19 protein-coding genes, 4 tRNA genes and 1 riboswitch are annotated in these 22184 nt (G+C 70.8%); of the genes, 9 read left to right on the top strand and 14 right to left on the bottom strand.

From position 1 onward, the window contains the following. Nucleotides 1-43 precede the first annotated feature (43 nt). From ACFWY5_RS18450 to ACFWY5_RS18470, 5 genes are all read right to left on the bottom strand, one after another. Entirely contained in the window at nucleotides 44-1108 is a 1065-nt protein-coding gene (locus tag ACFWY5_RS18450; protein ID WP_379621542.1) for a mechanosensitive ion channel family protein, read from the bottom strand. A 54-nt stretch (nucleotides 1109-1162) separates the two neighbouring features. Then, complete coding sequence (locus ACFWY5_RS18455) at nucleotides 1163-2170, bottom strand: ribonucleotide-diphosphate reductase subunit beta (protein ID WP_379633181.1); 1008 nt, start codon at nucleotides 2168-2170, stop codon at nucleotides 1163-1165. A 20-nt stretch (nucleotides 2171-2190) separates the two neighbouring features. Further along, nucleotides 2191-4353: a ribonucleoside-diphosphate reductase subunit alpha gene (locus ACFWY5_RS18460; protein ID WP_379633183.1), complete on the bottom strand. Its 2163-nt coding sequence runs from the start codon at nucleotides 4351-4353 to the stop codon at nucleotides 2191-2193. A gap of 112 nt (nucleotides 4354-4465) precedes the next feature. Next, nucleotides 4466-4667, bottom strand: a riboswitch (cobalamin riboswitch). A gap of 24 nt (nucleotides 4668-4691) precedes the next feature. Continuing rightward, the gene (locus tag ACFWY5_RS18465) at nucleotides 4692-5618 is read right to left on the bottom strand and encodes a Bug family tripartite tricarboxylate transporter substrate binding protein (protein ID WP_379621548.1); all 927 of its coding nucleotides are present in this window, start codon (nucleotides 5616-5618) and stop codon (nucleotides 4692-4694) included. A gap of 85 nt (nucleotides 5619-5703) precedes the next feature. Then, nucleotides 5704-6273, bottom strand: coding sequence for an ArsR/SmtB family transcription factor (locus ACFWY5_RS18470; RefSeq protein ID WP_379621550.1), 570 nt, complete (start codon nucleotides 6271-6273; stop codon nucleotides 5704-5706). An 80-nt stretch (nucleotides 6274-6353) separates the two neighbouring features. Here ACFWY5_RS18470 and ACFWY5_RS18475 point away from each other — a divergent pair, with 80 nt between their 5' ends. After that, nucleotides 6354-7736, top strand: a complete 1383-nt coding sequence (locus tag ACFWY5_RS18475) for an alpha/beta hydrolase family protein (protein WP_379621552.1) — start codon at nucleotides 6354-6356, stop codon at nucleotides 7734-7736. A 9-nt stretch (nucleotides 7737-7745) separates the two neighbouring features. On the opposite strand, the gene ACFWY5_RS18480 is transcribed toward ACFWY5_RS18475, so the two are convergent. After that, nucleotides 7746-8534 (bottom strand): SAM-dependent methyltransferase, encoded by a 789-nt coding sequence (locus ACFWY5_RS18480; protein ID WP_379633185.1) that lies wholly within the window; start codon nucleotides 8532-8534, stop codon nucleotides 7746-7748. A gap of 52 nt (nucleotides 8535-8586) precedes the next feature. On the opposite strand from ACFWY5_RS18480, the gene ACFWY5_RS18485 reads away from it, so the two are divergent. Continuing rightward, nucleotides 8587-9774, top strand: a complete 1188-nt coding sequence (locus ACFWY5_RS18485; protein ID WP_379633187.1) for a cytochrome P450 — start codon at nucleotides 8587-8589, stop codon at nucleotides 9772-9774. Nucleotides 9775-9777: 3 nt separating this feature from the next. Here the strand turns inward: ACFWY5_RS18485 and glmS are convergent, their stop codons facing one another. Both glmS and ACFWY5_RS18495 read right to left on the bottom strand, forming a co-directional pair. Continuing rightward, nucleotides 9778-11586 (bottom strand): glutamine--fructose-6-phosphate transaminase (isomerizing), encoded by a 1809-nt coding sequence (gene glmS, locus ACFWY5_RS18490; protein WP_379621558.1) that lies wholly within the window; start codon nucleotides 11584-11586, stop codon nucleotides 9778-9780. Between the two features lie 26 nt (nucleotides 11587-11612). Continuing rightward, the gene (locus ACFWY5_RS18495; RefSeq protein WP_184962258.1) at nucleotides 11613-11900 is read right to left on the bottom strand and encodes a hypothetical protein; all 288 of its coding nucleotides are present in this window, start codon (nucleotides 11898-11900) and stop codon (nucleotides 11613-11615) included. 190 nt (nucleotides 11901-12090) lie between these two features. Here ACFWY5_RS18495 and ACFWY5_RS18500 point away from each other — a divergent pair, with 190 nt between their 5' ends. From ACFWY5_RS18500 to ACFWY5_RS18520, 5 genes are all read left to right on the top strand, one after another. After that, nucleotides 12091-13911 carry an N-acetylmuramoyl-L-alanine amidase gene (locus ACFWY5_RS18500; RefSeq protein ID WP_379633189.1) on the top strand — a complete coding sequence of 607 codons (1821 nt, stop codon included), beginning with the start codon at nucleotides 12091-12093 and terminating at the stop codon, nucleotides 13909-13911. Nucleotides 13912-13993: 82 nt separating this feature from the next. Continuing rightward, nucleotides 13994-14065, top strand: a tRNA-Gly gene (locus tag ACFWY5_RS18505). Nucleotides 14066-14081: 16 nt separating this feature from the next. Continuing rightward, nucleotides 14082-14152, top strand: a tRNA-Cys gene (locus ACFWY5_RS18510). A 49-nt stretch (nucleotides 14153-14201) separates the two neighbouring features. After that, a tRNA-Gly gene (locus tag ACFWY5_RS18515) sits at nucleotides 14202-14273 on the top strand. 23 nt (nucleotides 14274-14296) lie between these two features. Beyond that, nucleotides 14297-14371 (top strand) — tRNA-Val (locus ACFWY5_RS18520). A gap of 275 nt (nucleotides 14372-14646) precedes the next feature. Here the strand turns inward: ACFWY5_RS18520 and ACFWY5_RS18525 are convergent. Both ACFWY5_RS18525 and panD read right to left on the bottom strand, forming a co-directional pair. Then, nucleotides 14647-15108 (bottom strand): hypothetical protein, encoded by a 462-nt coding sequence (locus ACFWY5_RS18525; protein WP_379621562.1) that lies wholly within the window; start codon nucleotides 15106-15108, stop codon nucleotides 14647-14649. Nucleotides 15109-15187: 79 nt separating this feature from the next. Continuing rightward, entirely contained in the window at nucleotides 15188-15550 is a 363-nt protein-coding gene (panD, locus tag ACFWY5_RS18530) for an aspartate 1-decarboxylase (protein ID WP_379621564.1), read from the bottom strand. 303 nt (nucleotides 15551-15853) lie between these two features. Between panD and ACFWY5_RS18535 the strand changes: the two genes are divergently transcribed. Next, nucleotides 15854-17173, top strand: a complete 1320-nt coding sequence (locus ACFWY5_RS18535) for a hypothetical protein (protein ID WP_379621566.1) — start codon at nucleotides 15854-15856, stop codon at nucleotides 17171-17173. Nucleotides 17174-17185: 12 nt separating this feature from the next. After that, nucleotides 17186-18292 (top strand): FAD-dependent oxidoreductase, encoded by a 1107-nt coding sequence (locus ACFWY5_RS18540; RefSeq protein ID WP_379633191.1) that lies wholly within the window; start codon nucleotides 17186-17188, stop codon nucleotides 18290-18292. A gap of 34 nt (nucleotides 18293-18326) precedes the next feature. Here ACFWY5_RS18540 and ACFWY5_RS18545 read toward each other — a convergent pair whose 3' ends face one another. The 4 genes from ACFWY5_RS18545 to rfbD are packed head-to-tail and all read right to left on the bottom strand — an operon-like array spanning nucleotide 18327 to nucleotide 22178. After that, complete coding sequence (locus ACFWY5_RS18545) at nucleotides 18327-19340, bottom strand: branched-chain amino acid transaminase (RefSeq protein WP_379633193.1); 1014 nt, start codon at nucleotides 19338-19340, stop codon at nucleotides 18327-18329. Then, the gene (locus ACFWY5_RS18550; protein ID WP_379621656.1) at nucleotides 19337-19993 is read right to left on the bottom strand and encodes an HAD family hydrolase; all 657 of its coding nucleotides are present in this window, start codon (nucleotides 19991-19993) and stop codon (nucleotides 19337-19339) included. Before ACFWY5_RS18550 ends, ACFWY5_RS18545 begins: the two co-directional genes overlap by 4 nt. Beyond that, entirely contained in the window at nucleotides 19993-21309 is a 1317-nt protein-coding gene (locus ACFWY5_RS18555; RefSeq protein WP_379633195.1) for a D-arabinono-1,4-lactone oxidase, read from the bottom strand. The genes ACFWY5_RS18550 and ACFWY5_RS18555 overlap by 1 nt, the downstream gene beginning before the upstream one ends. Further along, nucleotides 21306-22178 carry a dTDP-4-dehydrorhamnose reductase gene (gene rfbD / locus ACFWY5_RS18560; protein WP_379633197.1) on the bottom strand — a complete coding sequence of 291 codons (873 nt, stop codon included), beginning with the start codon at nucleotides 22176-22178 and terminating at the stop codon, nucleotides 21306-21308. The genes ACFWY5_RS18555 and rfbD overlap by 4 nt, the downstream gene beginning before the upstream one ends. Nucleotides 22179-22184: the final 6 nt, after the last annotated feature.

Raw genomic sequence — 22184 nt, forward strand, 5'->3', positions numbered from 1 at the left:
GGAGCAAGTCCAGAAGCAGGAGCAGGTCCGGGACCGGGACGGCTCAGGCTTCTGCTGACCAGGATGTGGGCTGGGGGCCGGTCGGCAGGTCCACGCGGAAACGCGGCAGCGACTCGGGATGGTTCTCGCGGACGTACCCGACCAGGTGCTCGCGCACGTCACACTTGAGGTCCCACGCCGAGGCCGAGTCGGCGGCGCTCATCAGCGCCCGCAGCTCCACCAGGCCGTTGGGCAGCACGTCGGTCACCTGGAGAGTCCAGTCCTTCTGGTCCCAGAGCGGGTTCTCCTGGATGAAGCGGTACAGCTCCTCGCGCAGGGCGTCGACCGGCACCGCCCAGTCCACCCGCAGGTGAACCACCGCCAGGACGCGGCTGCCGTGCCGGGTCCAGTTCTCGAAGGGGTTCGTGGTGAAGTACGAGACCGGCAGCACCAGCCGCCGCTCGTCCCACAGCCGCAGGACGACGTAGGTGAGCGTGAGCTCCTCGATGCGGCCCCACTCGTTGTTGACCACGACCACGTCGTCCAGGCGCAGCGCGTCGCTGAAGGCCAGTTGCAGCCCGGCCAGCATGTTGCCGATCGTGGACTGGGCGGCGATGCCGACGATGGCGCCGGCGATGCCCGCCGAGGCGAGCAGACCGGCGCCGAGCGCGCGTACCTGCGGGAAGGAGAAGAGCATCGCGCCGAGCGCGACGACGATGATGACCGCGGTGGCGACCCGGCGGACCAGCGCGATCTGCGTCATGATCCGCCGGGCGCGGCGGTTGCGGTCGCCTTCGACGAGCACGAGACGGTCGAGGATGACATCCGTGACGGCGTAGGCGGCGCCGACGATCAGCCAGGTGACGCAGGCGATCGTGATCAGCCCGAGCACCCGGTCGACGCCCTCGCCGAGGGTCTGCTCCTGCGGCGTCCCGCCGAACATGGCGGGCACGAAGACCACGTTGGCCGCGATGACCACGGCCGTGGCGAAGCCCGCCCAGGTGCAGTGCTCGACAAGATGCCTGGCCAGGCCCCACTTGGCGCCCGCCCTGGACAGCAGCCTGCGGGCCACCTCCACGACGATGATCGCCCCTGCCACCGAGAGGGCCAGGATCGCCCAGGTCGACACAGTCACTCCTCACCTGTCGCGAAAAATCACACTCCCCCTATGGTGCCGGACATCTCAGAAGGACTCGTCAAAGGACACGTTGCCCTCGACCGCGACCTGGTAGGCCGACACCCTGCGCTCGAAGAAGTTGGCGAGCTCCTGCACGTCCTGGAGCTCCATGAACGCGAACGGGTTGGCGGCGCCGTACTTCTTCTTCAGGCCGAGCCTGGACAGCCGCTGGTCGGCCACGTACTCCAGGTACTCACGCATGTGATCGACGTTCATGCCGCCGATACCGTCGCCGCACAGGTCGCGGGCGAAGGCCAGTTCGGCCGCGACCGCCTCCTCGATCATCTGGGTGACCTGCTCGCCCAGCTCGTCGTCGAACAGGTCCGGCTCCTCGGCGCGTACGGTGTCCACGACGCTGAAGGCGAACTCCATGTGCATCGACTCGTCGCGGAAGACCCAGTTGGTGCCGGTGGCCAGGCCGCCGAACAGGCCGCGGGAGCGGAACCAGTACACGTAGGCGAACGCGCCGTAGAAGAACAGGCCCTCGATGCAGGCGGCGAAGCAGATCAGGTTGAGCAGGAAGGTCCGCCGGTCCTCCCGCGTCTCCAGCCGCTGCAGGCTGGACAGCGAGTCGATCCACCGGAAGCAGAACTCGGCCTTGTCGCGGATGGAGGGGATGTTGTCCACCGCGGCGAACGCCTTGACCCGCTCGTCCGGGTCGGGCAGGTAGGTGTCGAGCAGCGTCAGGTAGAACTGCACGTGCACCGCCTCCTCGAAGAGTTGCCTCGACAGGTAGAGGCGCGCCTCGGGGGCGTTGACGTGCTGGTACAGGTTGAGGACCAGGTTGTTGGCCACGATGGAGTCGCCGGTGGCGAAGAAGGCGACCAGGCGGTTGATCAGGTGGCGTTCCTGCGGCGACATCTTGGCCAGGTCGGCCAGGTCGGAGTGCAGGTCCACCTCCTCGACCGTCCACGTGTTGCGGATGGCCGCCCGGTAGCGCTCGTAGAAGTCGGGGTAGCGCATCGGACGGAGCGTCAGGTCCATTCCGGGGTCTAGCAGCATGCTGTGTTTCATGGTTCCTTCGCTTCGCTCAGTCACTGGCACGCCTCGCAGTACTCGGGGTTCTCCAGGGAGCAGGCGACCGCTTCCTGGACGGGGGTCGTCTGAACGGTGGTCTGCGCGATCCGGGTGGCCGGTCGTGAGCGCAGGTAATAGGTGGTCTTGATGCCCTTCTTCCAGGCATAGGCGTACATCGAGGAGAGCTTGCCGATGGTGGGCGTGGCCATGAACAGGTTCAGCGACTGCGACTGGTCGATGTACGGCGTGCGCGCCGCGGCCAGGTCGATCAGCGCCTTCTGCGGCAGCTCCCACGCGGTGCGGTAGAGCACCTTCAGCTCATCCGGGATGCCGGGGATGTCCTGGACGGAGCCGTCGGCGCGCTTGATGGCGTCGCGCATGTCCTGCGTCCACAGCCCGCGCTCCTGAAGGTCACGCACCAGATACCGGTTGACCTGCAGGAACTCACCCGACAGCGTCTCGCGCTTGAACACGTTGGACACCTGCGGCTCGATGCACTCGTAGCACCCGGCGATGGAGGCGATCGTCGCCGTCGGCGCGATGGCGATCATGAGCGAGTTGCGCAGCCCGGTCTCGGCGATCCTGGCGCGCAGCGCGTCCCAGCGCTCGGAGGCGCCGACGCCGTAGTGGTCGGGGTGCAGCACGCCCTGGGCGGCGCGGGTGTCGTCGTAGGACGGGTGCCTGCCCCGCTCGACGGCCAGGTCGGAGGAGGTGGCGTAGGCGGCGAGGGCGATCTCCTCGGCGATCCTGGTGGACAGCGCCAGCGCCTCGGGCGAGTCGAACGGCAGCCGCAGCGCGAAGAACACGTCGGCCAGGCCCATGACGCCGAGCCCGATCGGCCGCCACCGCTTGTTCGCCTTCTCGGCCTCGGGCGTCGGGTAGAAGCCCAGGTCGATGGTGCGGTCGAGGAAGCGCACCGCGGTGCGGACGGTGCCGGCCAGCCGTTCCCAGTCCAGGCCGGTGCCGGTGACGTGGGCGGCCAGGTTGACCGAGCCGAGGTTGCAGACCGCGGTCTCGCCGTCGCTGGTCACCTCCAGGATCTCGGTGCACAGGTTGGACAGGTGGATGACGTTCTCCGGCCTGGCCGTCTGGTTGGAGACGCGGTTGGCGGCGTCCTTGAAGGTCATCCAGCCGTTGCCGGTCTGGGCGAGCGTGCGCATCATCCGGCCGTACAGGGTGCGGGCCGGCATCTGCCGCGTGTACAGGCCCTGCTCCTCGGCGGCGCGGTAGGCGGTGTCGAAGGCGTCGCCGTACAGGTCGGTGAGGTGCGGGACCGTCTTGGGGTCGAACAGCGACCACATGCCGTCGGACTCCACGCGGCGCATGAACTCGTCCGGCACCCAGTTGGCGAGGTTCAGGTTGTGGGTACGGCGGGCGTCCTCACCGGTGTTCTCCCGCAGCTCCAGGAACTCCTCGATGTCGGCGTGCCAGGTCTCCAGGTAGACGCAGGCCGCGCCCTTGCGCCGGCCGCCCTGGTTGACGGCGGCGACGGAGGAGTCCAGCGTGCGCAGCCACGGCACGATGCCGTTGGAGTGCCCGTTCGTGCCCTTGATGAGCGATCCGCGCGAGCGGACCCGGGTCCAGGAGATGCCGATGCCACCGGCGTACTTGGACAGGCGGGCGACCTGCCCGTACCGGTCGTAGATGGACTCCAGCTCGTCCCGGGGCGAGTCCAGCAGGAAGCACGACGACAGCTGCGGCCGGCGGGCGCCGGAGTTGAACAACGTGGGAGAAGAGGGCAGATAGGACAACGTGGACATCAACGCGTACAGCTCGGCGGCCTCGCCGACCGTCTGGGACAGGCCGCAGGCGACGCGGAGCATGAAGTGCTGCGGGCGCTCCAGCACCTTGCGGCTCTCGGGGTGGCGCAGCAGGTAGCGGTCGTAGACCGTGCGCAGGCCGAAGTACTCGAACCGCTCGTCGGCGTCGGCGTCGATGAGCGCGTCCAGCTGTTCACGATTTCGCCGGACGAAGTCGGCGAGCGCGTCCTGGATCAGCCCGGCCGCGTGCGTGGCGGCGATGGAGTCCGAGAACGAGCGGACACCGTGGCCGGCCGCCTCGTCGGCGATCTCTTCGGCCAGCAGCCGCGCGGCGACCCGGGAGTTGGCCGGGTCGGCGATCACGCGCGCCGCCGCCTCCTCGATGGCCAGCCGCCGATCCATCTCAACGATCTGCGTCACGTGCAACACTCCTCGCGAGCGAGCTTTCCCCCTGCGAAGGCACGCGAGAGCGCACGCGGCAAGCACGGAGATCCCCCGGCCGCGCAGCCCCCGGGCCCTCCCTCGAGGCCCAATGGACAAGACAACCGCTGGCAGGTCTTCGGGCTCGCGGGCGTCTCAACGCGTGAGTCCTACTGGCCGTCGCTTCCCGGACCTGGGTCCAGTGCTCATGACGGCGGTCGTTCCCGCTTACCGCTGCGGGGCAGCCCTGGAATCGCACCAGGTTCCCTTTTGCTCCGCCTCCGGGGAGGCGAACCAGCGACAGTGCAGGATCCTACATCTAGTGGCCGATCCCGCAACTATCCCCGGTATGTTGTGCTCGGCGTGTCGAGCATGCCGAGTTCACGGAGTACTCTGCGGGTACGGGCGGACTCGGTGGCCAGCCACGTGGCGAAGTCGTCGCCGCTGAGCGGGATGGCCTCCCAGCCCCCGTTACGGCAGGCCTCGTGCCACGGCGCCGACCGGGTCGCGTCCTCCATCATGCGCACCGCGGCGCCCCGCCGTTCGCCGTCCATCGCGGCGGGCCCGACCACCGCGCACCAGTCGGCGAAGTCGACCCGCACCCCGCACTCCAGGAGCGTCGGGGCATCGACGCCGGGGACCCGGGCGGCCGAGGAGACGGCCAGCGGCCTGATCCGGCCGGAGTCGAGCCGGGCCCGCCAGTCGCGCAGCCGCCCGGTGGCCGCCGCGACCTTGCCGCCCTGCATGGCCGCCGCCACCTCCTGGGCGCCCGGGTAGCCGGTGTAGTCGATCTTCCTGACGTCCACGCCGAGCCCCTGCGCGACCAGGCCGAACAGCAGGTGATCGGGCTCGCCCAGGGGCCCGCCGGCCAGGTAGGTGCGCTCCGGCTGGGCCAGCAGGTGGGCGGCGAAGGCGTCGAAGTCCTTGAGCCGCGAGTTGGCCGGCACCACCAGCACCTCGACGTTGCCGGTGAGCCTGGCCAGCGGCGTGGTGGTGACGTGCATGGGGCGCTGGTCGTTCAGCTCGGCGGCGGCCAGCGCGGGCAGGCCGGTGACGGTGACCGTGGTCGTGCCGCCCGTGCCGGTGGCGGGGTAGCCGGTCCTGCGCAGGGTGCGGTAGAGAGCCTGCGCGACCGGGGCCCATCGCTCACCGCCGGGGACGACGCCGACGGGGCCGAGGCCGTGCGCGCCGCCACCCGCGGTGGCGCATCCGGAGGCACAGGCGGCCAGGCCGAGCCCGAGTGCGAAGAACTGCCGACGCCGCATGATGCCCCTCCCCGAACCCCGCGAGACCTCCCATTACATGAGGTTATTGGCAGATCACACGGTGTTACACATCGGGGGGCACTCTTCACGTATCATCGGCCGGCAGCGCGAACATCCTGATGTAGAGCGGGCGGGCGTCCGGGGGCGCGTCGTCGGCCCGGTGGCCGTACTTGGCCAGCAGCGCGATGTACTCCTCGAAGAAGGCGTCGAGATCCTGCTTGGTCATCCGGCCGAACCCCCGCGAGGCCTTGGCCCAGTCGGGGTCGCGCCGGTAGGCGGCCCCGAAGCGGTCCAGCAGCGCACGGTCCTCGGCCATGCCGATGCGGTAGAACTCCTCCAGCACCGCGCGGCTCTCCGGCGCCACGTCGCGGAAGTTCGGCGTGCGGATGTCGCGTGGCATGTCGGCCTTGCGCCACCAGCGCTCGCGGCCGGCCGAGCGCTCGGGGATCTCCTCGATGAAGCCGTACTTCTCCAGCTGGCGCAGGTGGTAGCTGGTCGTGCCGGTCTTGGCGCCGAGCAGCTCGCCCAGCGTGGTGGAGGTGGCGGGGCCGTGCACGTTGAGGTGCGTCAGCATGCGCCGGCGCATCGGATGGGCCAGGGCCTTCAGACGCTCGTGATCGTCGAGATACAGCGGCGCCCCATCCTCATCCCTCATGAGGAGAGAGCTTAGTCCTGCCGGATGATTTCTGCAGACATGTCTTTGCCGAGACCTCTCTGCAGAGTAGCGTCGGCAGCATGAAGAGGTTAGTGATCATGGTGTTCGCGCTCGTCTGCGCGTTCGTCCCGGCCGTTCCCGCGCTCGCCGCCGACGGGCTGACCGTCACCGAGGTCGCCTTCCGCGGCAGCGGCGGCCTCCCGATGCACGGCAGCGTGCTGGTCCCCTCCGGCGCGCGCGGGCCGCTGCCCGGCCTGGTGCTCGTGCACGGATCCGGCGGCGGGACCCCGCGCACGAAGCTGATGACCGAGGCCGAGGCCTTCGCCCGCCAGGGCCTGGCCGTGCTGGTCTACGACAAACGCTCCGAGGGCTACTCGATGACCGTCCGCGACTACGGCCAGCTGGCAGAGGACGCGCTCGGCGCGCACGCGACCCTGCGCGCGTTCGCGGGGGTCGACCGGGACAACGTCGGCATCTGGGGGCTGAGCGAGGGCGGCTGGGTCGCCCCGCTGGCCGCCACCCGCTCCAAGGACGTCGCGTTCGTGGTGATCGTCGGCGGCAACGCCATGCAGCCGCTGCGCCAGCAGACCTGGGCGGTCGCCGCCGGGCTGCGCAACGCGGGCGTCAGCGGCCCGGTGCCCGACCGCGGCGTACCCGCCGTCTACCGGCTGCTGGCCGGCGCCGGGCAGTTCCCGATGCCCTGGCACGACGCGCAGGCCGTGCTCGCCCGGGTCACCCAGCCCGTGCTCGGCATCTGGGGCGCCCACGACCTGCTCACCCCGCCGCGCGAGACCCCGCGGCTGCTGGCCGAGGGACTCTCGCACGAGCACTACACGCTGCGCTACTTCGCCGGCGCCGACCACGCCGCCCACCTCACGCCCGACCGCGGCGTCACCCGCTCCCCCGAGCTCGCGCCCGGCTACGCCGAGGCCGTCGGGACCTGGGTGAAGCGCGTCGCCGCCGGGCGGCTGCCCACCGCGGAGAGCGTGGGCGAGCTGCCCGGCCAGGCGTCGCTGACCGTCGCGGTCCCGCCGCCGGCCTGGTGGGAGTCGGCCGCGGTGCAGGTGGGGGCGCTGGTGCTGTTCCTCGTGGCCTTCCTGGGCTACCCGGTCTGGGCGCTGGTCAGGCGGGTGCGGGGCCGTACCCCGGCGGACATGAGGGCGGGCTGGCCGCGGACGGTGGCGATCGCCGCGCCCGTGGCGGCCTTCGGCGCGCTGGCCTACCTGTTCTACTCGATCATGACGGGCGGCAAGCTGGGCTCACCCGGCCCGCTGGTGGCCGGCCGCCCGCTCGTCTGGCTGGTCCTGCAGGCCCTCGCGGTGCTCGCGCTGGTCGCGGCCGTGCTCACGGTGCCCGCCGCGCGCCGCGCGCGTGGTTCCGAGCGGGTACGGCTGGCCGTCCTGCTGACCGGCGCCGCGGCCTTCCTGCCCTGGGCGCTCTACTGGGGACTGCTGGTGCCCTGAGGCAGCGGGCTAGCGGGGGCGGCCGGGTTTGCGGCCCATCGCGGCCCGCAGGTACGGCGGCAGCCGGTCCTCACCGACCAGCCGGGGCGTGTCGGGGCGCCACTCGGTCACCTCGACCAGTCCCGGTTCGACCAGCTCGAAGTCACCGAAGAAACCCAGGATCTCCGCCTCGGTACGCCCCACGGCCCCGCCTACGGAGGAGCCGCGGTAGATGTTCTTGGCCTCCTCCTCCGCCTCCGGGTCACCGAGCGTCGGCACCGCGTGCGTGAGCACCAGGTAACTGCCCGGCGGCACGGCCTCGCGCAGCACCGCGACCATGCCCGCCGGGTCGTCGGCGTCCTGGACGAAGTGCAGGATCGACACCAGCAGCACCGCGACCGGCTCGGTGCGGTCGAGGAAGCCGCCCACCTCGGGGCTGGCCAGTAACTCTCTGGGCCGCAGCAGGTCGGCGTGGAGGAAGACGACCCGGCCCGACTCCTCCAGCAGCGCGCGGGCGTGCGCCGCCACGACCGGGTCGTTGTCGACGTAGACGACCCGGGCCTCGGGCGCGATCTCGTGCACGTTGCCCTGCGTGGGCAGGCCGCTGCCGAGATCGAGGAACTGCCGGACGCCCGCCTCGGTCAGCGCCCGCACCGCCCGTTGCAGAAAGGCGCGGTTGGCCCTGGCTATCGGGATGGCCTCCGGGATGTGCTTCGACAGCTGGTCGATCGCGTCGCGGTCGACGCCGAAGTTGTTCTTGCCGCCGAGCATGTAGTCATACATCCGCGCCAGATTCGGCGTCTGCGGGTCGAAGGCCACATCATGATCTTAGGTCTTCTCAGTCATGACTTCACTGGATACCGTCCGATTCATGGCCGATTTCGAGCATTTCCCCTTTACGTCCGGTCGGAGGGGTGCCCCATCGGACCAATACGCCATCCGCCGTGAGAAGGAACCGCTCGGCCTGGTCCAGGTACCGAGCGGCGACCACGTCCACCTGGCGACCCGCTACGAGGACGCCGCCATGGTGCTGACCGACCCGCGCTTCAGCCGCGACCTGTCCTACCCCGGCGCGCCCCGCATGTTCAGCGGCTTCACGATCGCCGAGGCGCCCGGCGGCCTGATCGGCATGGACCCGCCCGACCACACCCGCCTGCGCCGCCTGCTGTCGGGTACCTTCACCCCGCGTCAGGTGAACGGCTGGCGCCCCCGCCTGCGCGAGCTGGCCACCGACCTCGCCGACCGGCTGCCCGCCGAGTTCGACTTCGTGACCGCGTTCGCCTTCCCGCTGCCCGTCCAGGTGATCTGCGATGTCATGGGCGTGCCCGGCATCGACAGCGAGCGCGTACGGCGCTGGTCGGACGCCATGCTCTCCTCCTCCGGCCTCACCGAGGAGGAGAAGGCCGGATCGGCCGCGGAGTTCTACGCCTACTGCGCCACGATGATCGCCGAGCACCGCGACGCCCCGGGCGACGGCCTGCTCGCCTCCATGATCGAGGCCAGGGACGGCGGCGACCGGCTCACCGAGGACGAACTCGTCCGCATGACGCTCGGCCTGTTCCTGGCCGGGCACGAGACGACCGGCTCGATCCTGTCCAGGGCGGCGCTGCGGCTGCTGGCTCCCCGCGACGGCTTCGAACGCCTGGTCGCCGACCCCGGCGTGATCCCGCGGGCGACCGAGGAACTGTTCCGCGTGGAACAGCCCGGCGACAGCCCGCTCATCCGCGTCGCCACCGAGGACGTCGAACTGCCCTCGGGCCCGATCAGGAAGGGCGAGGGGGTCATCGCCTCCTTCGCCGGGGCCAACTACGACCCCGGCGTCTTCCCCTCCCCCGCCACCATGGACTTCGACCGCGCCGCCGGGCAGTCGCACCTGGCCTTCGGCCGCGGCGCCCACTACTGCCTGGGCGCCAACCTGGCCAGGGCCGAGGTGCAGGAGTTCCTGGGTGTGCTGGCCGCGCGCATGCCGGGGTTGCGGCTGGCCGTACCGGCTGAGGAGGTGGAATGGACGGTGGGCAGCATCATGGTCCGCCCGCTCCACCTGCCCGTACGCAGGTAGCCCCTACTCGACCGTGACGCTCTTGGCCAGGTTGCGGGGCTTGTCGACGTCCCGCTCCAGGGCCACGGCGGCGTGGTAGGCCAGCAGCTGCAGCGGGATCGTCAGCAGGATGGGGTCGAGCTCGATCTCGTTCTTCGGCACCACGATCGCGTCGTCGGCCAGCTTGGCGCCGGGCTCGCGGTGGCCGATCATGAGGACGTTGCCGCCGCGGGCGCGGATCTCGCCGAGCGTGGTGAGGTTCTTGTCCAGGAGTTCGTCGTCGGGGACGATCGCCACCGTCGGCATCTCGGGGCCGATGAGCGCGAGCGGCCCGTGCTTGAGCTCGCTGGCCGGGTAGGCCTCGGCGTGGATGTAGGAGATCTCCTTGAGCTTCTGCGCGCCCTCCCTGGCCACGGGGTAGCCGCGCACCCGGCCGACGAACATGATCGACGGACGGCCCGCGTACTTCCGCGCGAAGTCCCTGATCCGGTCGCCCTGCTTGAGGATCTCCTCGATCTGGTCGGGCAGCTTGGCCAGGCCGTCCACGATGCGGCGGCCGTCGGCGGGCGAGAGGTCGTGCACGCGGCCGAAGTGCAGCGCGAGCAGCGCGAACGCCACCGCGGTGGAGGTGAACGCCTTGGTGGAGGCGACCGAGACCTCCGGCCCGGCGTGCAGGTAGATGCCGCCGTCCACCTCGCGGGCGATGGCGCTGCCGACGGCGTTGACGATGCCGATGACGCGGCCGCCCTTGCGCTTGAGCTCCTGGACGGCGGCGAGCGTGTCGTAGGTCTCGCCCGACTGGCTGATCGCGACGTACAGGGTGTCGGGGTCGACGACGGGGTTGCGGTAGCGGAACTCCGAGGCGGGCTCGGCGTCGGCGGGGATGCGCGCGAGCTCCTCGATGAGCTGGGCGCCGATCTGGCCGGAGTAGTAGGCGGAGCCGCAGCCGATGATCTTCACGCGGCGGAAGGAGCGGGTCTCGCGCGCGTCCATGTTGAGCCCGCCCAGGTGGGCGATGTGGAAGCGCTCGTCGAGGCGGCCGCGCAGCGTGCGGGCGACGGTCTCGGGCTGCTCGGAGATCTCCTTGAGCAGGTAGTGCTCGAAGCCGCCGGTGTCGTAGTGCCCGGCTTCGACGTCAACGGTCAGGGGCTCCTTCGCGGTCTCCAGGCCGCCGCTGGCGAAGGTGTGGAAACCGTCCGCCTTGAGCACGGCCAGCTCGCCGTCCTCCAGGTGGACGACCTGGCGGGTGTAGCGGACCAGCGCGGCCACGTCCGAGGCGGCGAACATCTCCTTCTCGCCGATGCCGAGCACGATCGGGCTGCCGTTGCGGGCCACGACGACCTCGCCGGGCCGCTCGGCGTCGAGGACCGCGATGCCGTAGGTGCCGACGACGCTCTTGAGCGCCTTCCTGACCGCCTCCTCCAGGCTGGAGGTCTCCTCGACGGTGCGGGCGATCAGGTGGGAGAGCACCTCGGAGTCGGTCTCGGAGACGAAGACGACGCCGTCGGCCTCCAGCTTGGCGCGCAGTTCCGTGGCGTTCTCGATGATGCCGTTGTGGACGACCGCGACGCGCTCGTCGGCGGAAAGGTGCGGGTGGGCGTTGACGTCGCTGGGCACGCCGTGGGTGGCCCACCGTGTGTGACCGATGCCGAGCGTGCCCTTGAATCGCGCGGGTACGGCCTGCGCCAGGTCGGCCACCCGGCCCTTGACCTTGCGGACCTTGAACCCCTTGTTGGAGACGACGACCCCGGCCGAGTCGTACCCGCGGTACTCCAGTCGCTGCAGACCCTCCAGCAAGATGGGGGCGGCGTCCTTCGGACCGACGTAAGCCACAATTCCGCACATACGGGCGTCCTCTCTTATCCGTAAACGATGCGGCGCAGCTGGCGCAGGGACAGCTCCGGTGCCGCGACCCGGCGTCCCGGCAACTCGGCGGCGATCCTGGGGAAGATCTCGTCGTTGGTGAGGCCGCGGGCCTTCAACTCGGCGTGCCGCCGCCGGACGAACTCCTCCACCGTTTCGGAGAAGTACGCCAGCACCTCGGCGACCACGCGGGCCGCCTCACCGGGGCCCAGCGGACTGGTCCTGGTCAGGTGCGCGATGAGCTCTTCGTAGGGATGCCGTGCCGTGGACACAGTCGAGGACATTACGCATCTGGGCCAGGTTCAAACAACTTCCTGCCCGAAATCGGGCAGGAATTGGCGACTTCGTCCCGTGCCTTTGCCTCGCAAGGCCGCAAAATCGGACCACATACGCATCGCACGCCCCGGGTGACACTCTTCTCACAGGGCATGATTACTCTATGTAGTTGTATGCTGCCTTTCCGTGGGAGTTGTCATGCCACACTGGATCGCCCTCACCCTCGCCACCGGCCTCCTGACCGCACCCACCCCCCAGCCCGGACGGCAGGGCGACTTCGCCGAGGCCGCCCGGGAGTACGGCGTTCCGGTCAGCGTGCTGCTCGGGGTCTCCTATCTGCAGTCGCGGTGGGACGACCACGCCGGGCTGCCGAGCGTGTCCGGGGGCTATGGGCCGATGCATCTGGTGGACGGGGGCGCGGCCGTACCGGAAGGTCATCATCACGACGGCGACCCGCGCGGCGACGACGCCCGCCCCATGCGGCCGCCCACGACGCCGCACGATCCGGGTTCCGCCGAGGCTCCTGAGGACACGTTGCGGGAGGCGGCGCGGCTGAGCGGGATCGGGGCGGCGCGGCTGCGGCGCGATCCGGCCGCGAACATCAAGGGCGGGGCGGCGCTGCTGGCCTCCTATCAGGCGCGGCCCAGCGGGGCTCCGGCGGACTGGTATGACGCGGTCGTGCGGTACGCGGGGTCGCGTGGGTTCGCGGACGAGGTGTTCGCGCTGATGAGGACGGGGGCGGCCCGCCGTACCGAGGACGGCTCCCTCGTCCGGCTGGCCGCCGCGCCCGAGGCGGTGCCGCCCGCGCGCCCGATGCGGAAGGCGGCGAACCCGGCCGAGTGCCCGACCTCGCTGGACTGCGAGTGGATGCCCGCGGCCTTCAAGAGGTTCGGCAAGAAGAAGGACTACGGCAACCACGACCGCCTGAACCGGCCGCGGCGCGTCGACTACATCGTCATCCACGACACCGAGGGCTCCTACGCGGGCGTGCCGTCCATGGTGGGCAATCCCCGATACGTCAGCTGGCACTACACCATCCGCTCCCGCGACGGGCATGTCGCCCAGCACGTGCGAAATCGCGATATTGCCTGGCATGCGGGCAACTGGGATATCAACTCGCGCTCCATCGGCATCGAGCACGAGGGCTATCTGGCGAGGGGCGGCGCCTGGTACACCGAGGCGATGTACCGCTCGTCGGCGCGGCTGGTGAAGCACCTGGCGTCGGTGTACAAGGTGCCGCTCGACCGCGCGCACATCATCGGCCACGACAACGTGCCCGGCACCACCCCGAGCACCGTGCCCGGCATGCACGAGGACCCCGGCCCGTACTGGGACTGGGCCCGCTACTTCGCCCTCATGGACGCCCCGCTCAAGCCGTCAGGCAACGGCGACTCGGTCGTCATCCGCCCCGGCTTCGACGAGCACCGCGAACGCTACACCGGTTGTTCGAGCAAGCGCCCCGCCCGCGCCTGCCCGTCGCAGGGCTCGGCGTCGGTGTGGCTGCGCACCGCACCGCGCGAGGACGCGCCGCTCGTCGACGACATCGGCAAGCGCGTGGGCCAGGGCAGCACCTACAGCGTGTACGACCACAGCGCCCGCGCCTCGACCGGCCAGCGGTTCGCCGTGGCCGGGCGCGAGGGCGAGTGGACCGCGATCTGGTACCTGGGTCAGAGGGCCTGGTTCCACAACCCGCCGTCCGCGCCGACCGCCATCCCGGCCGCGGGCCCGCTGGTGACGCCGGTGAAGGACAAGGTGCGGGTGTACGGCCGGGCGTACCCCGAAAAATCCGCCTATGCCGGATCGCGCAGCCGCTTCCAGCGCCACGTCCCCCTGAACTACGTCATCCGCCGCGGCCAGTCCTACTCCGCGGGCCTCACCCTGACCGGCACCTACCACCGCGCCGACTCCATCCACCCCGCCCGCCACGACACCGTCAAGGGACGGCTGCGCTACCACCAGATCCAGCTCGGGCACCGGGTGATGTTCGTACGGGCGGAGGACGTGCGGGTCGTCAGGTGAGACCCGTACACGCGCGGTGCGCACGGGCACTCCACGGAAGCGATATGGTTTTCCCGTGACCGGCGCTCACCGCCGGACACACGCGGAAGTGGCTCAGTGGTAGAGCATCACCTTGCCAAGGTGAGGGTCGCGGGTTCAAATCCCGTCTTCCGCTCGGAGTGCGATCTCCTGGTGGAGTGGCCGAGAGGCGAGGCAGCGGCCTGCAAAGCCGTCTACACGGGTTCAAATCCCGTCTCCACCTCGGTTGTACGGCGGACCGCCAGGATCCGCTAAAGTAGGTCAAGCGCCATGCGGAAGTGGCTCAGTGGTAGAGCATCACCTTGCCAAGGTGAGGGTCGCGGGTTCGAATCCCGTCTTCCGCTCGTTCGACAATTGAATAATCCCAGGACGATTAGCTCAGCGGGAGAGCGCTTCCCTGACACGGAAGAGGTCACTGGTTCAATCCCAGTATCGTCCACCAGCATGACCCAGCCCTCCACCTGAGGGCATCTTCACCGCCATCCGCGCGTCCCGCTGGCGTGTCTGACGTTCCAGGCAAGGTCACCGGGAAGGCCGACGGCCGTTCCTTCCCTCGCCGAGCGCTCGCCTTCGAGCTCTACCCGGGCGTGAACTGCACCTCGCTGGTCGGACTCTCGGTGTGGCCAGGAGGCTGTCCGCCGGGCAGGCGCGTGAAGACCACGGCTTCCGCTCGCGGATCGTCGGGTCGAACGGTCGGCAGGCACGTCCGGGTTCCGGTCAGGAAGCGATGTGCTCCCAGTTCTCGGTCCTGGCGCAGTCCTTGAAGCCGAAGCGGCGCGCCGCCTGGCCCACGGCCTTCGCCGACTCCATCGCGATGCCCGCCTGCATGACCCGGAGGACGTCCGCCACCTGCGGCGACTCCATCATGCCGCTCATCTTGCGGAGGTCGGCGGTGTAGTCGGCGAGCTTGGTCAGCCAGTCGTTCAGCTCGGCCTGGCCGGTCTCCGGCCTGGGCAACCGGCGGGTGTGGTCGTGCAGGTCCGTCAGGAGGGCCACGCGCTCACGGATGCCCGGCGAGTCGTCGGCGCCGATCCCGTCGCCGTAGGCCAGGTCGCCGGCGAACCGCTCGCTGATGACACGGCACTTCTCGTCCGCGCTGTCGATCAGCGCCTGCCTGGGAGGAGCGGAGCAGCCGGCGAGCAGCAGCAGCACGATCCCCGTGAGAGTCGTCTTCGTCACCCGGACAGGATGGTACGCCCGCCCCGGGAGGGCTCCCCGGCGCCGGCGGGCGGGGCCGGCGCCGGGTTTTCCTGGATGGTCAGGTCAGGGCGGGTTCGAGGATGCGGTTCTGCTCGTCTACCAGGATCACCCGGGGCTGGTGGTCGGCGATCTCGTTCTCGGCCAGCTGGGCGTAGGTGATGATGATGACGGTGTCGCCGCGCTGGACGAGCCGGGCCGCGGCGCCGTTCACCACGACCTCGTTGGCGCCCGGCGTCCCAAGGATCGTGTACGTCTCGAACCGGGCGCCGTTGTTGACGTTGACGACGTGCACCAGTTCGTGGACGCCGATGCCCGCCGCCTCCAGCAGTTCGGGCGAGAGCGTGAGCGAGCCCACGTAGTTCAGGTCGCTGTCGGTGACCGTGGCCCGGTGGATCTTGGAATTCATGAAGGTGCGCAACATGCGGTGAGCCCCTGTCTGTGTCGGTGGAAAGCCGTCGGAAAGTCGATGGATACTACAGGGCCGACGCCCGCGCCGAGTTTATCCAGCCGCACCCCCGACCACCAGCGAAAAACTCTCCGGTGCATCTTTAAGGAATACTGAAAGGCCCTCGATTCGGCTCAGCCCGAATAGATTGGCAGCCGCAGCCGGGGCCCATAACGTCGCCTCCAAGGGGTAATCGGGGAGGAACTTCGGGCGCAGGCAGGACGGGGCGCGCCGTTTTCCCACGTATGTTCAGAAGGGGATTCCGCCATGCCGAATTCCGTGACCAAGCATTACATCGATCAATGTCTGGACGAGCGATCCGGCCTGCGTGACGCGGTACGGCGGGCGCCGTTCTCACCGGCCTTCGCCCACGCCTACGGGCAGCGGCTGGCCGATCGGCCGTGGTTCGCCGGTGAGTCGCGGCTGCGTGAGTTCGCCGCCGATCTGCGGCCGTTCCTGGATCTGCTGGTGTCGCTGCCGTGGCGGTTGTTCGACGGCGACCTGGCGGCGTACTGCGCGACGCTGGGTGTCAGTCCCCGGCACGCCGCGGTGATGACGAGGAACGCGACCCGCAATCCGCCCAGGTACGCCCGCCCTGACGTGTACTTCGACGGCTCGGCGTTCAAGCTGCTGGAGCTCAACATCTGCAGCGCGCTCGGCGGGCTCGACCAGGCGGCGGTCAACCGGGCGCTGCTGGAGGTGCCCGAGTTCCGGGCTTTCGCCGAGGAGCACCGGCTCGGGTTCTCCGACACGGCCGCCGAGTTCGCCGCGGCCCTGCACGACATCGCCGCCCCGGTGGCGGAAGGCGACAGCCCGGTGGTGGCCATGACCGAATGGACGGACGGCCTGGCCGCCTATGGGCACCGTATGCAGGTGCTGCAAGAGCAAATGGGCGCGGCCGGGCTCGACGTACGGCTCGCCGAGGCGGGCCAGTTCAAGGAAAAGGCCGGAAAGCTCTTTCTGGACGGCACGCCTGTCGACATGGTCCTGCGCTATTTCTCGGTCGACGAAATATGTTCCGACCCGTCGGGAGAAGAGGTCGTGGAGCCGATAGTGCGGGCCCACGAATCGGGCCGGACGGTTCTCCATTCAACGCTCGACAGCTATCTCTACTCCAACAAGGGCTGCATGTACCTGCTGTCGGACCCGCGCTGGCGTGCGGCGTTCACGGCCGAGGAGTCCGCGCTGATCGACCGGGTGCTGCCGTGGACGCGGGCCCTGTCGGGCACGGACGTGGTCGAGCGGGCGCTGGCCGAGCGCGAATCGCTCATCCTCAAGCCGCGCGTCGGCTACGCCGGCACCGGGACGGTCGCCGGGTGGACGGCCGGTGAGCGGGAGTGGCGGCAGGCGGTGGCGGCGCACACCGGCGACGGCTACATCGTCCAGCGGCGGGTGACACCGCAGGCCGAGCCGGTCTGCGACGCGGAAAGCGGCGAGGTGGCCGACTGGATCGCCGCCTGGAGCTTCTTCTTCACCGACCGCGGTTACGCGGGTTCGTCGTTCATCCGCGCCATCCCGGCCGGCTCGGGGCCGATCATCAGCCCGTCCACGCAGCCGCCGATGCGTACCACCAGCGTCTTCACCTTTCCGCACGAATGAGGGGTTGCAGCCATGACCGAGATCATCAGGAAACGGGCCGAGCGCGTCCTTGTGATCGGCGCCGGTGTGAGCGGCCTGACCACGGCCCTGTCGTTGGCGCGGGCCGGGTTCGAGGTCGTCGTCGCCGCCGAGAAGGACGCCGCGCAGTGTGTGTCCGTGGTGGCGGGCGCCTTGTGGGAGTGGCCGCCCGCGGTGTGCGGCTACCACCATGACCAGATCTCGCTGTCGCGCTCGAAGGGGTGGTGCATGGAGTCGTACGAGATCTTCGACGGCCTCGCCGCCGACCCGTCGACGGGCGTGTTCATGCGGGTCTCGAACTTCTACTTCACCCACCGTGTCGAGCAGCACGTCCACGACCAGAACAAGATGAACGAGCTGGCCGTCAGGGTACGCGGGTTCGAGCGTGACCCCGGCCTCGCCTCGGCCAACGGCGTGAACCCGACGTACGGGATCCAGGACGCCTACCGGCACCTCGCCCCCATGATCGACACCGACACCTACACCGGCTGGCTGCTGCGGCAGGCGGAGGAGGCCGGGGTCAAGGTCGTGCGGGCGCGGGTCTCCGGCCTGCTGCGTGGGCAGGAGCGCGAATTGCACCAGGCGTACGGCGTGGACGCGATCGTCAACTGCACCGGCCTCGGCGCGGCCGAACTGCACGGGGTGCCCATGTACCCGCTGCGCGGCGCGCTGGTGCGGGTGCTCAACGACGGCAGCCGGATCCCGAGGATCGAGGAGGCGCACTGCGTCTCCCACGACGAGCGCAACGGGGACGAGCAGGACATCGTGTTCATCGTGCCCCGCGGTGAGAACCTCGTCGTGCTGGGCGGCCTCGCCGAGCCCGACCAGTGGAGCACCGACATCAACCTCGACAACCACCAGCCGGTACGCGACATGTACAACCGGTGCGTGCAGTTCATGCCGGCGATCGGCAAGGCGGAGATCGACCCGGTCGAGCCGGTACGCGCCGGCCTGCGGCCCTTCCGCAAGCAGAACGTCTGCCTGGAGAGCGAGCCGGGAACCCGCATCGTGCACAACTACGCGCACGGCGGCGCCGGGTTCAGCTTCTCGTGGGGGTGCGCGCGGGAGACGGTCGACATGGTGAAATCCTTCGCGATCTGAACGCGGGGCGGGGGGCTCGGTGGTCCGGGCCCCCTCAGAGGGGGATCTCGGTCAGCCACTCCGGGTGGCGCTCGGAGCGTCCGCGCACGATCGCCGCGTACTCCCGCTCCAGCCGCGCCGTCACCGGCCCCATCGTCCCGTCGCCGACGCGGCGCCCGTCGACGGCGGTGACCGGCAGGATCTCCCAGGCGGTGCCCATGAAGAACACCTCGTCGGCCAGGTAGAGCTCGCTGCGGTCGACCTCCCGCTCCTCCAGCGCCAGCCCGAGGTCGCGGGTCAGCGCGCAGACGCTGTCCCTGGTCAGCCCGGCCAGCAGGCCACTGGTCAGCGACGGGGTGATCACCGTACCGTCGCGCACGAGGGCGACGCAGGCGCCCGGACCCTCGCTGACCTTGTGCCGGTCGTTGAGCAGGATGGGCCAGTCGTGGCCGTTCTCCCTGGCCTCCATCATCGCCAGCCGCCCGTTGTGGTAGTTGGAGAACGTCTTGGCCCGCGGCGGCATGGACGCGTCGCTCACCCGGATCCACGAGCTGACCGCGGCGCGGCAGCCGCGCGGCGTCAGCAGGTGGCTGTGGAAGGGCCAGCTGTCGACGACGATCTCGCAGCGGGTGCCCGCCGGGACCATCTGCTCGCGGATCACGCCGCGCGGGAAGGCCCACGGCCGGATGTAGGTGTCGGTACGGCAGGCGTTGGCGCGCAGCAGGCCGAGGATGGCCTCCCGCAGGTCGTCCACGCCGCCGGGCAGGTCGAGCCGGCACAGCCGCGCCGAGTCGAACAACCTGCGCAGGTGGTCGTCGAGCCGGAAGGCCAGCAGGCGGCGCCCGTCCGCGGCGAGGTAGGCCTTGATGCCCTCGAAGACGGCGGCGACCGAGGCGTGGCCGACCGCGTTGACGTGCACGGTGGCCTGCTCCCACGGCACGAGGGCGCCGTCGCGCCAGATCCACTCCGGATGCCCGCTGCCGCGGGCGGCCAGCGAGGCGAGGGTGTCGGGGGCCTGGGTGTCGGCGGCCTGAGTGTCTGCGGCCTCAGTGTCGAGTGCGTGCGTCATGCGGCCGCCACCTCCAGGCCGTCGAGCGAGATCTGGTACAGGGTGTCGAGGACGGCGCTGGCCGCGCCGAGGTCGGCGTGGCGGCCGGCGGCGCTGGGCACGGCGACGCAGCGCAGTCCGGCGGCCCGCGCGGCGGCGACCCCCACCTCGGAGTCCTCCAGCGCCAGCACCTCCTCGGCCCGCAGCCCGCACCGCCGCAGGGCCAGCAGGTACAGGTCGGGAGCGGGCTTGGCGGCGATGCCGCCGTCGGCGGTGACCAGGTGGTCGAACCACTCGAGCGCCCCGAGCCGCCCGAGGTGCCCGGCCACCCAGGTGCGCGGCGAGCCGGAGACCACCGCGAGCCGGATGCCGCGCCGCGCGGCCTCCCCGGCCAGCGCCCGTACGCCGGGCCGCAGCGGCTCGGCGTCGGACAGCTCCTGCTTGCGGGCCAGCCGCCAGGCGACCTCCTCCTCGGTCACCGCGCGGCCGAGCGTGCGCCCGAGATGCCCGGCCGCGATGTCGGCGCCGGAGGAGCGTCCGGTCATCGCCGTCCACACCGACTCGGGAAAGGCGAGGCCGAAGCGGGCGTAGAGGTCGCGCCAGGACTGCCGGGCGGCCCGTTCGGTGTCGCAGAGCAGGCCGTCGAAGTCGAAGAACAGTCCCCGGACGGCCATCACGCGGGCTGCCCTGCGTGGACGGGGCCGAGGACGCGGCCGAGGTAGTCGTTGGCGAACACGCCGTCGGGGTCGAGCGCGGCGCGCACACGCGCGAAGCTCTCCCACTCCGGGTAGCGCGGGCGCAGGATCTCGGCGGTGGCGGTGTGCGCCTTGCCCCAGTGGGGCCGGGCGTCGAGGTCGCGCAGCACGGGCTCGGCGACGCGCAGGATCTCGATGTAGCCCGCCGTCCTGGGCACGCACAGGTTGACGTAGCCGGTCCGCCGGCCGTACGCGGGACTGAGCGGGGAGTCGTCGGGGGCGCCTACGCGCACGAGCACCGAGTACGGCGAGTAGTGGCCGAAGCGGCGCAGCGCGCCGCGCAGCCCGGCCAGCGCGGCGGGGATGTTCTCCAGCGGCAGCGCGTGCTCCATGGCCAGGAACTTGATCGGCTGCGGGAAGGCGAAGACCCGGTGGGCGGTGTCCACGTAGGAGACGCGCTCGCCGGTGGCGGGTGTACGGCCCAGGCGGGGGACGATGCCGGGGCGCAGCCGTCCGGCCAGGCCGGACAGGCCGCAGCGGACCTCGGCCAGCGTGCTGTCGTAGCGGTGCAGCGCGGCGCGCGGGGTGGGCGGCGCGGCGGTGCGGTCCAGCGCGCGGGTGGCGGCGCCGTCGGCCCACGGCAGCCAGGAGAACGAGACGTGCTCGGCGCTGCCCGCCCACTCCCCGAAGCGTTCGAGCAGCGCGTCGAGCGGCTCGCGGCCGAGTACGGCGCGCAGGTTGAAGCGCGGCACCACGCGCAGCGTGACCTCGGTGATCACGCCGAGGGCGCCGAGCGAGGTGCGCGCGCACCGGAACAGCTCGGGGTCCTCGCGGGTGTCGCACTCGCGTACGGAGCCGTCGGCGGTGACCAGGCGCAGGCGGGTGACCTGGCCGGAGAACGGCGGATGGGTCAGGCCGGTGCCGTGGTTGCCGGTGGCCAGCGCCCCGGCGACGGTCTGCGCGGCGATGGTGCCGAGGTTGCCGAGCGCCAGCCCGGCGCGGTCGAGGGCGGTGCTCAGCATGTGTAAGGAGGTTCCGGCGCGCACGGTGACGGTCCCGGCGGCGCGGTCCACGCCGGCGACGCCGCGGAAGCGGGTCAGGTCGAGCAGCGTGCCGTCGGTGCAGGCCAGCTGGTTGAAGGAGTGCCCGGTGCCGACCGGGCGCACGGTGCGGCCGGCCTTGGCCGCGGTGCGCACCGCGTGGACGATCTCCTCCTCGCGGGTCGGCGCCAGCAGCGTGGCGGGGGCGCAGCGCGCGGTGCCCGACCAGGTACGCCAGGTGGGTCGGTTGCTCATGTTCTCCCGTTCCCTGTGGAGAGGTGGGTGCGGTAGCGGGAGACCGCGTCGGACCAGTCCGGCATGGTGATCCCGAGGTGCTTCAGGCGGCCGGTGCTCAGGGTGGAGTTGCGCGGGCGGCGGCCGAGGAAGCCGCAGTCGTCGAGCGCGACCGGCTCGGCGGCCCGGCCCTCGCGCCCCAGCGCCACCCTGGCGACGTCGAACCAGCTGGCCGAGCCGGTGTTGGCCACGTGGAGCGTCCCCGCGGTGCCCCGCTTGAGCAGCAGCACCATGGCGCGGGCCAGGTCGACGGTGTAGGTGGGGCAGCTGAACTGGTCGTGGATGAGGCGTACGCGCTCGCCCCGCTCGGTCTGGCGGATCATGGCGAGCACATTGTCGGTGCGCTCGTCGCTGCCGCCGAACAGCCAGGAGGTGCGGATGACGAGGTGGTCGTCGACCGTGGCCGCGATGCGCTCGCCGGCCAGCTTGCTCAGCCCGTACACGCTGAGCGGGCCCGGGGTGTCGGTCTCGCGGTAGCCGCCGTCGGGGGTGTCGGCCCCGTCGAAGACGTAGTCGCTGGAGACGTAGACCAGGCGGCTGCCGGTCCTGCGGCAGGCGTCCGCGACGTTGCGGACGCCTGCCACGTTCACGCGCAGCGCGAGCTGCGGGTCGGCCTCGCACTCGTCGACGATCGCGTGCGCGGCGGTGTGGACGACGACGTCGGGCGCGAAGTCCTCGACGGAGGCGCGCACCGCGCCGGGGTCGCCGATGTCGAAGTCGGCCACGGAGACGCCGCGCACGTCCCAGCCCGCGGTGAGCGGGTCGGCGGCCAGCGCGGCGCGCAGTGCGGTGCCGAGCATCCCGTCGGCTCCGGTGAGGTAGATCCGCATTCCCCC

Origin of the sequence: Nonomuraea sp. NPDC059007, assembly GCF_042740555.1 — a bacterium.
Lineage (GTDB): Bacteria > Actinomycetota > Actinomycetes > Streptosporangiales > Streptosporangiaceae > Nonomuraea.